At 65.1% G+C, this 8,341-nt stretch carries 9 protein-coding genes, 2 tRNA genes and 1 pseudogene; 5 read left to right on the forward strand and 7 right to left on the reverse strand.

From position 1 onward, the window contains the following. The 3 genes from EN781_RS18380 to EN781_RS18390 form a co-directional block, all read left to right on the forward strand. A partial coding sequence (locus EN781_RS18380) for an RbsD/FucU family protein (RefSeq protein WP_127400216.1) occupies window positions 1–429 on the forward strand: 429 nt, incomplete at its 5' end. Between the two features lie 4 nt (window positions 430–433). Then, complete coding sequence (gene rbsK / locus EN781_RS18385) at window positions 434–1,360, forward strand: ribokinase (protein ID WP_126054885.1); 927 nt, start codon at window positions 434–436, stop codon at window positions 1,358–1,360. Between the two features lie 472 nt (window positions 1,361–1,832). Then, complete coding sequence (locus EN781_RS18390) at window positions 1,833–2,060, forward strand: hypothetical protein (protein ID WP_126054884.1); 228 nt, start codon at window positions 1,833–1,835, stop codon at window positions 2,058–2,060. A gap of 134 nt (window positions 2,061–2,194) precedes the next feature. Here the strand turns inward: EN781_RS18390 and EN781_RS18395 are convergent. Beyond that, window positions 2,195–2,271: transfer RNA gene (locus EN781_RS18395), tRNA-Asp, on the reverse strand. 218 nt (window positions 2,272–2,489) lie between these two features. On the opposite strand from EN781_RS18395, the gene EN781_RS18400 reads away from it, so the two are divergent. Then, window positions 2,490–2,565: transfer RNA gene (locus tag EN781_RS18400), tRNA-Val, on the forward strand. Window positions 2,566–2,628: 63 nt separating this feature from the next. On the opposite strand, the gene EN781_RS18405 is transcribed toward EN781_RS18400, so the two are convergent. From EN781_RS18405 to EN781_RS18425, 5 genes are all read right to left on the reverse strand, one after another. Further along, a complete protein-coding gene (locus EN781_RS18405; RefSeq protein WP_126054883.1) occupies window positions 2,629–3,399 on the reverse strand; it encodes an SDR family oxidoreductase in 771 nt (256 codons plus the stop codon). After that, window positions 3,396–4,391: an ABC transporter permease gene (locus EN781_RS18410; protein WP_126054882.1), complete on the reverse strand. Its 996-nt coding sequence runs from the start codon at window positions 4,389–4,391 to the stop codon at window positions 3,396–3,398. Before EN781_RS18410 ends, EN781_RS18405 begins: the two co-directional genes overlap by 4 nt. 114 nt (window positions 4,392–4,505) lie before the next feature. Further along, the gene (locus EN781_RS18415) at window positions 4,506–5,546 is read right to left on the reverse strand and encodes a sugar ABC transporter substrate-binding protein (RefSeq protein ID WP_126054881.1); all 1,041 of its coding nucleotides are present in this window, start codon (window positions 5,544–5,546) and stop codon (window positions 4,506–4,508) included. A 39-nt stretch (window positions 5,547–5,585) separates the two neighbouring features. Then, a complete protein-coding gene (locus EN781_RS18420) occupies window positions 5,586–6,350 on the reverse strand; it encodes an ATP-binding cassette domain-containing protein (RefSeq protein WP_126054880.1) in 765 nt (254 codons plus the stop codon). Beyond that, on the reverse strand, window positions 6,347–7,510 hold the full coding sequence (locus EN781_RS18425; protein ID WP_126054879.1) for an ROK family transcriptional regulator: 1,164 nt from the start codon (window positions 7,508–7,510) through the stop codon (window positions 6,347–6,349). The genes EN781_RS18420 and EN781_RS18425 overlap by 4 nt, the downstream gene beginning before the upstream one ends. A 93-nt stretch (window positions 7,511–7,603) precedes the next feature. Here EN781_RS18425 and EN781_RS35990 point away from each other — a divergent pair. Continuing rightward, window positions 7,604–7,894 (forward strand): annotated as a pseudogene (locus EN781_RS35990) (hypothetical protein); the annotation flags it as partial. Between the two features lie 104 nt (window positions 7,895–7,998). Here the strand turns inward: EN781_RS35990 and EN781_RS18435 are convergent. After that, the coding region (locus EN781_RS18435) for a M23 family metallopeptidase (RefSeq protein ID WP_145965546.1) at window positions 7,999–8,341 on the reverse strand (343 nt) is incomplete at its 5' end.

Genomic DNA, 8,341 nt, shown 5'->3' on the forward strand with positions numbered 1-8,341 from the left:
CTCAACGCCGACGTGCTCCAGGCACTGCGGGCGATGGGCCACGGCGACGACCTGATCATCTGCGACACCAATTTCCCGGCCGATTCGGTCGCCCGCCAGACGGAGCTCGGCTATCTGCTGCGCATCGACGCGCCGGCGGCGGAGGTGGTGAAGGCGGTGCTGTCGCTCTATCCGCTGGACAGCTTCGTCGACGACGCCGCCGCCCGCATGGAGATCGTCGGCAATCCTGACGAGATCCCGCCGGTGCAGAAGGAGGTGCAGAAGGAGATCGACAAGGCCGAGGGCAAGGCCTGGCCGATGATCTCGATCGAGCGCTACGCCTTCTACGAGCGCGCCAAGAAGGCCTATTGCGTCATCCAGACCGGCGAGCGCCGCTTCTATGGCTGTTTCGCCTTCCGCAAGGGCGTCATTCCGCCGGATGCGGAGTAGGGCGATGCCCGGGAAGCCTGTCGTCATCCTCGGCGTCTTTGTTGCCGACACCGCCTATCGCGCCGATCGCCAGCCGCGCATGGGTGAGACCATCCTCGGCAACTCTTTCAAGCTGGGGCCGGGCGGCAAGGGCTCGAACCAGGCGGTCGCGGCCGGCAAACTGGGCGCCGACACCACCTTCCTGACCCGGCTCGGCGTCGACGCCTTTGCCGACATGGCCAAGCACACCTGGCAGGCGGCTGGCGTGAAGGCGGCGGTGATTGATACGCCGGAGAGCTATACGGGTGCCGCCTACATCTTCGTCGAGGAGACCAGCGGCAACAATGCCATCATCGTCAGCCCTGGCGCGGCGATGCTCATCTCGCCCGCCGACATCGAGGCCCATGCCGGCCTGATCCGTTCGGCCGGCGTCTTCATCACCCAGCTCGAACAGCCGATCGAGGCAGCGCTGAAGGCGCTGGAGATCGCGCGCGAGGCAGGGGTGACGACCATCCTCAATCCGGCCCCGGCGGCGAGGCTGCCTGACCGCATCTATGCGCTTTGCGACTACGTCACCCCCAACGAGACCGAGGCCGAGGAACTGACCGGCATCAAGGTGTCGTCCATCGACGATGCCCGCCGCGCCGCCGACAGTTTTCTGGCGAGGGGTGTCGGTTCTGTCATCATCACGCTCGGCGAGAAGGGCGCGCTGCTGCACACGAAGAGCGGCTCCGACCACGTCGGCGCCGTCAGTGCAGGTCCGGTTGTGGAAACAACGGGCGCCGGCGACGCCTTCAACGGCGGTCTCGCGGCGGCACTGGCGAAAGGCGTCGAGCCGCTGCAGGCGGTGAGATTCGCCTGCGCCGTCGCCGGCATTTCGGTGACCCGTCCTGGCACGGCTCCGTCGATGCCGACATTGCAGGAAGTCGAGGCGCTGCTGGCGCGGGGTTAATTCCCGACCGAGTCGCGTGCAGCCCCCACCTGTCCGGATTGTCGTCGGGCCACTAGGCATCAAGGCGGCCGATCGGGTGGCGTCCTCCATCCTGACATTCCCGGTCGCCAGGATGCCCGAATACCATCTGGGGCCGAACGTTCTCAAGGCGGTTTCGGAGATCTGCTTATTGCTGTCGTTGGACCGGCATACCGGCAAGCCTGCCCAAAAGGCCTCTCCGCCTTGGCCTCTGGTGACATATTAGCCACAGATAATGTTTATCGGTGATCACGTCTTGCGCCTTTGGCTTGGGTGTCCCGTAATGGGTCATCATTTCTGGCATCGCGATTGCAATGTCAGCAATGCTCGGGGTCGATCGTACCCCGACAGCCGGGGGGCAAATTTGGGGGCCCCGCCGCTCCGCCAATGGAGCGGCGGGCTCTTTGACAACTGAGAAGGCCGCCTGAATCGCCAAACCTTGGGTGCTCCAGCCATGTATTTTCCTCAGTTTCTAGTGGGCATGCTCGCGACGTCGTTCGTCACGGCTATCTGGGTTGGAATCGAAACCGGCTCTGTCTGGACAGCGCTCGGTTGGGCCATTCTTGCGATGGTCATTCTTCAGATTGGATATGTCGGTCTGGTCGTGCGCCTGATCTACAAGCGGCCATCGGAAGGCACTGAACTGGCCCGGGTATCGACAAATTACACGCCCCCGGCGTGAAGCGCGGGCGATCAGGCTTGCAGCGTAGCCGGCGCAGGGCTCCCGGACGGGATCATATTGAAAAGCTGCAACCCTCCGCCGCCGGAAAGGTCAAACTTTTTTCGGAGGGGCCGGGCCTAAGCCCTTGAAAGAAATGGCGCGAGTGACGGGGCTCGAACCCGCGACCTCCGGCGTGACAGGCCGGCACTCTAACCGACTGAGCTACACCCGCGCACTGACGAGCACGTGTCAGCCGTGTTCGTCGTTGGGCCGCTGGATAAGGGGTTCGCCACCGGGTGTCAAGCGCGGCAAAGCACCTTATCAGCAAACTGGAGAAGGTTTTTTGACAACCGCCTCTTTCCGCTGGAAAACCGCCACGCGGCCAACGCGGCGCCTGTTCATTTGGCCTTGCGAAGCCTGCCCTAACTGCTTAAAGGTCCGGCCCGGAGCGGGCGATTAGCTCAGTTGGTAGAGCGCTTCGTTTACACCGAAGATGTCGGCGGTTCGAGCCCGTCATCGCCCACCATCCCAGCCATCTTCAAGCAGTCACCTGACGCGAATCTCGCCGTTCGGCCACGCCCGCCAACGATCACGGCGGCAGCAGGCGAAAATCCTTGCCTTCGGGCAGCAGCTGTCCGCCGTCGACGACGATGGTCGTGCCGGTGATGTAGCTGGCGTCGTCAGAGGCGAGGAACAGGAAGGCGTTGGCGACGTCGCGCGGGCTGCCCAGCCGTCCGAGCGGTATGGAGTCCTGCATGTTCTGGATATAGGCAGCACCGCGATGCAGCTCGATCGCCTCGGTGAGGATGTTGCCGGGCTCGACGCCGTTGACGGTGATGCCGTAGCCGGCGAATTCGAGCGCGGCGGCACGGATCAGCCCGTTGATTCCGGCCTTGGTCGCCGAATAATGGCCGTGGCCGGGGCTAGTGACATGCGGCCCGGTGATCGACGAGGTGAACAGCATACGGCCATGCCGCTGCGCCTTCATCGGCACGAGCGCAGCCCGTGTGGCATTAAAGGAGCCGCGCAGGTTGACCGCCATCACTCTATCCCAGTCCTCCGGGCTGGTGTTCTCGATCAGCTGCCAGGGATAAATCCCGGCATTCTGGACCAGGATGTCGAGTCGGCCATGCTGCTCGAGCGCCAGCGCCACGGCGGCCTCGGCCTCGGCCATTTGCGAGATATCGGTGCGGATGAAGGCGGCGCCGAACTCGCTTGCGGTGGCTTGTCCGGCCTCGGCCTCGGTATCGGCCAGCACGAGCTTCGCGCCCTCTTCGGCGAAACGCTGCGCGATGCCCTTGCCGATGCCGCGCGCGCTGCCGACGATCAGCGCGACCCTGTCCTGCAGCCGGCCGGTCATGCCAGCCTCTGCCGGATGGTCTGCTTGAAGGCGTCGAGCAGCACCGCCGCCAGCACCAGCAGGCCGTGGATCACCTGGGTGAAATTGGCCGGCAGGCCCATCAGGTTGATCGCCGTGTTGATGGCCGAGAGCAAGAGCACGCCGGCATAGACGCCGGGCAGGGTGCCGACGCCGCCCTTCAGGCTGACGCCGCCGATGACGACGGCGGCGAAGGCGTTGAACAAAAGCCCGACGCCGAGATTGGCGGTGGCGCCGGAGGTGCGGATGGCCAGCAGCCAGCCGGCGAGACCGGCGATGGCGCCGGCAAGCACGAAGGCGATGATCAAATTGCGGTTGACGCGGATGCCGGCGCGGAAGGTGGCCGTCTCGTTGCCGCCGATCATCACCAGGTGCCGGCCGAACGGCGTCTTGGCCATGATCAGCGAGAAGACGACGAAACAGGCGATGGCGATCCAGGCGGTGAGCGGCAGGCCGATCAGGCGCTGGATGCCGAACCAGCGGATCGCCGGCGCCAGGTCCTGTGCCGAGCGGCCACCGGAAACGACGAGCACCAGGCCGCGCACCCAGATGTAGGAGGCCAGCGTGATGATGAAGGCGCTCATCTTCAGCCTGACGATCAGGAAGCCGTTGAAGACGCCGATGATGCCGCCGACGAGGACGGCGAGCAGCAGCGAAACCGGGACCATCAGCCATTGCGGGTGCAGTTGCACGCCGAGGCCGATGCCCGACGAGCAGAACAAGATGCCGACCGCCATGGCGCTGAGCGCGGCGACCGATTCGACCGATAGGTCCATGTGGCCGGCGATGATGACCAGCGCCAGGCCGATCGACATCACGCCCAGCACGCTGGAGGCCTCGATGATGTTGGCGAAGATGCCGAGCTGGAAGTAGTTCGGAATGAGCAGGGAAAACACCACCAGCACGAAGACCAGCATGAACCAGACGAGATTGTCGAGAATGAGCTCGAGAGCATGGCGGGTGCGGGGGTTCATGAGCTGATCCGGTTGGCGCGCGTGTTTGACAGTGTTGCGGCTTCGCGCGTTTCGACGCGCGCGGCGCTTTTGAGGGGGCGCTCCGGGCCGGGTAGCCCGGAGCGGTCCTGGTGGTTACTCGACCGGTTTTACGGTTTCGGTCGGCGGCTTCTGGTTGCCCCAGAAGGCCGGATTGTCGACGTTCTCCTTGGTGATGGCGGCGCCAGGGATCTTGATGTTCGGGCCCCAGGCTTCCTTGGTCACCGTCGACTTCAGGCCAAGCACCTCATATTCGCCGGGCTTGATCTCTTCCTTCTTGACGATCTTGTCCATGAACACGGCGATAGCCGCGGCCTGGGCGTAGAGCGGCTGTTCGACTTCGACGTTGAGCCAGCCCTTGCGGATCAGGTCGAGACCGACCGGTGCGCCGTTCGAGCTCATCATCATGACGTCGCCGGGCTTCTTGCCGGCAGCCTCGAGCGAGGCGACGCCGGCGACCGAGAGATGCGCGGCATGGCTGAAGATCAGGTCGATATCGGGATTGGCGAGCATCTGGTCGGCGACGATGGTGCCGGCGTTGCTGGCTTCCCACTGCATGGCCGGAAGCGAGATGATCTTGACGTCCGGGAACGCCTTCATCTTCTCCTCGAACCCCTTCTGGATGTCGAGCGTGTAGGGATCGCCGGGATCGCCGAGCACCTGCAGGATCTTGCCCTTCACCGCGCCGTTCTTCGCTTTCAGGAGCTTCTCGGCCTGGTCGGCGGCGACGTAGCCGATCTCGACCGTGCCGGCGACCGAGGTGAAGTCGGACGGCGTGGAGGTGATCTGGCGGTCGAATTCGACCACCGGAATGCCGGCGGCGCGGGCCGCTTCGACGGACGGCTTCAGCGCGTTGAAGTCAACCGCCGCAAGGACGATCGCGGCGGGCTTCAGCGCGATGACGTCATTCATCTGCGATTGCTGGGCGTCGGTCTTGTTGTCGGCGTTCAGCGATTTGAAGTCGTAGCCGACCTGCTTGAGGAACAGTTCCAGCGCGGTCACCGAACCGGTCTGGAACTCATCGAGCAATGTCGGCACCAGATAATAGACGGTGCCCTTGGACTGGGCGAATGCCGGCGTGAGCGTGGCAATGGCCAGTGCCAGGAAACCGAAGACGGAAAGAAGTATTCTCTTCATGTCGTTCGCTCCTCTTGCGCCGGACCCCTCATTTGTCCCTCAGCTCGCCGGTCCGGCACCGGCCAGCGTCTCTCCGGTGATCATGTTGATCACCGCGTCGGGACTTGTCTTGTTGCGTGCGACATCGCCCGCCACGACGCCTTGCCGGATCACCACGATCCGGTCGGCGACCTGGAAGGCCTGCTGCATGATATGAGTGATGATGACGACGCCGATGCCCTGGTTCGCCACCTGGCGGATCATGTCGAGACCGCGTCGTGTCTGCTCGACGCCGAGCGCCGCGAACGGCTCGTCGAGCAGCACCAGCTTGCCGCCCCAGTGCACGAAGCGGTTGAGTTCGATCGCTTGCCGCTGCCCACCCGAAAGGTGCTCGACATTGGTGCGCAGCGACGGGATGCGGGTGCCGGCATTGGCGAGCGCCTTGGCGACCACGGCCTCCATGGCGCGCTCGTCGAGGACGGGGACGCCGAGCACCTTGCGGGTGATCTCGCGGCCCATGAAGAAATTCGCCACCACGTCGACATTGGTGCAGAGCGACAGGTCCTGGTACACCGTCTCGATGCCCGCCGCCTTGGCCTCGGCCGGAGATTTGGCAAGGAAGTCCTTGCCTTCGAACAGCATGCGGCCGGAGGTCGGCTCCAGCCCGCCGGCGATGATCTTGACCAGCGTCGACTTGCCGGCGCCGTTGTCACCCAGAAGCGCCACCACCTCGCCGCGCCCGATCGAAAAGCTGATGCCTTTCAGCGCCTGGATCGCGCCGTAGTTCTTGGTGACGTTGTCGAGGACCAGCAGGGGTTCGCTCATGCCGCGATGTCTCCGCCTTTCAGGAGGTCGCCGCCGCGCTGCCGCTTGGCGGTGAAGATCTGGCCGAAGCGCGGCGACAGCACCCCGGAAACGGCAAGTGCGGCCGCGCCGCGCAGCACCGCATGCTGGCCGCCGCGCGCCACGACGATGCGCGGCGTGGCGCGGTCCTTGCGGGCCGAGACCGAATTGGGCAGCTCCGCCGCTCCCGCCAACCGTTCGAGCAGCGCCGGCGGCGCCAGCCCGCCGAGGACCACCGTCTCGGGGTCGAACAGGTTCTCGATGATGGTGATGGCGTTGCGGAAAACCGGACCGATCTCGATTACCCAGTCGTCGTCGCTGCCGCGCCAGCGTCCGCGCGCATCGAGCGAGAGATAGCGTTCGAGACAACCCCGGTTGCCGCAGGGGCAAGGCTCGCCGCCGAACACGACCGGGATGTGGCCGATCTCGCCGGCATTGCCCCAGGCACCGCGCAGCACGCTGCCATCATGCACCATGGCGCCGCCGAGGCCGACGCCGAAATAGAGGTAGTAGTAGTCGGAATATCCGGTGCCGAGGCCGTAGAGCCGCTCGCCCATGGCCGCGGCCGCCATGTCGGTCTCGAAGAAGGCCGGCAAACCCGTGGCTGCCGTCAGCCGCTCGCGCAGCGCCACATCCTTCCAGCCGGTCATGGTCGTCGGGCCGATGAAGCTCATCGATTCGACGCCGAACGGGCCGGGCAGCGCCATGCCGACGCCAAGCACGCGTCCGCCGGCGCGCCGTCCCGCCAGGTCGCGGACCATGGCGCCGATCTGGTCGAAAGCGTGATCGGGCGTGACGTTCGGCGCCTCGCTGTGCATGCTCTCGATGACATCGCCGCTGAGGTTGATCAGCGCCGCGTCGATGCCGAGCGGGGTGAGGTGGATACCGACGGCAAAGCCGCCTTCGGGATTGATCCTGAGCGTCGCCGGCGGCAGTCCGCGGCCTTTCGGCTCTTCGCGCAGCGACAGGATGTAGCCCTGTTCCTCCAGTTCGCGCACGATGGTCGACACGGTCTGCACGGTGAGGCCGACGCCCCTGGCGATATCGCCGCGGGCGATCGGCCCATTGAGGCGGATGGACTCCAGAACGATGCGCCGGTTGTAGGGCCGCCCGAACTCCTGATTGGTCCCCCGCAATGCCATGCCTTGCGCTCCTGAAGTGACGAGAGCTTCGCACCGAAGATTTATTCAGTCAAATGGAATTCAAAAATATTTCGGTATTGTGGACGACACGCCGTGGCCGCGCAGCTCCGCCAGTCGAGGGAAAGTTTGGCGGCACCGTCAGCGCCGTCTTCCAGCCGGCCGAGGAAGACGAGCCGTCGGGCGGAAGACGGGTGGTGGAAGAGGGGCTGCTCGGCGATATCGACGCCGCGTTCACGTCGATCCGTACACACAGTCCGGCAAGGTCGCTGTCCGTCCCGGTCCTTACACTCTGGCTGCGATACGTTCGATGTCCGCGTCACCGGCTCCGCCGCGCATGCGGCAAGGCCGTATGAGGGTGTCGATGCGATCGCCGTGGCGTGCTCGATGGTCACCGAGCTGCAGAAGATCGTGTCGCGGGAGATCGTGGCGCTCACACTGATTTCGGCAGCAACCATGTTTCTGACGGCGCAGCGGGGATCGGCGGGCGGCTAAAGATACTGCGCGACCTTCTTGCCGACCGTCAGGAAGCGCAGCGGGTCGACCGCCTCGCCATTGTGGCGCACTTCGTAATGGAGATGCGGGCCGGTCGAACGGCCGCTGCTGCCGGTCTTGCCGATAATATCGCCGGCCGCGAGCTTCTGGCCGACCGTCACGTCGATCTCGCTCAAGTGCCCGTAGCGCGTAGCGAAGCCATTGCCATGGTCGACCTCGACCATGCGGCCATAGCCGCCGTTCCAGCCGGCCTTGGTGACGACGCCGGCCGCTGTGACCTTGGCGGGCATGCCCATTGGCGCCCTGAAATCCATGCCCGAATGCAAGGCCGCGGTGCCG

This window comes from Mesorhizobium sp. M4A.F.Ca.ET.090.04.2.1 (genome assembly GCF_003999085.1).
GTDB lineage: Bacteria > Pseudomonadota > Alphaproteobacteria > Rhizobiales > Rhizobiaceae > Mesorhizobium.

Excerpts from the sequence above, each read along its gene's own strand:
- EN781_RS18415 (WP_126054881.1), bottom strand. The coding sequence starts at position 5,546 with ATGAAGAGAATACTTCTTTCCGTCTTCGGTTTCCTGGCACTGGCCATT.
- EN781_RS18425 (WP_126054879.1), bottom strand. The coding sequence starts at position 7,510 with ATGGCATTGCGGGGGACCAATCAGGAGTTCGGGCGGCCCTACAACCGG.
- EN781_RS18410 (WP_126054882.1), bottom strand. The coding sequence starts at position 4,391 with ATGAACCCCCGCACCCGCCATGCTCTCGAGCTCATTCTCGACAATCTC.
- EN781_RS18390 (WP_126054884.1), top strand. The coding sequence starts at position 1,833 with ATGTATTTTCCTCAGTTTCTAGTGGGCATGCTCGCGACGTCGTTCGTC.
- EN781_RS18405 (WP_126054883.1), bottom strand. The coding sequence starts at position 3,399 with ATGACCGGCCGGCTGCAGGACAGGGTCGCGCTGATCGTCGGCAGCGCG.
- rbsK (WP_126054885.1), top strand. The coding sequence starts at position 434 with ATGCCCGGGAAGCCTGTCGTCATCCTCGGCGTCTTTGTTGCCGACACC.
- EN781_RS18420 (WP_126054880.1), bottom strand. The coding sequence starts at position 6,350 with ATGAGCGAACCCCTGCTGGTCCTCGACAACGTCACCAAGAACTACGGC.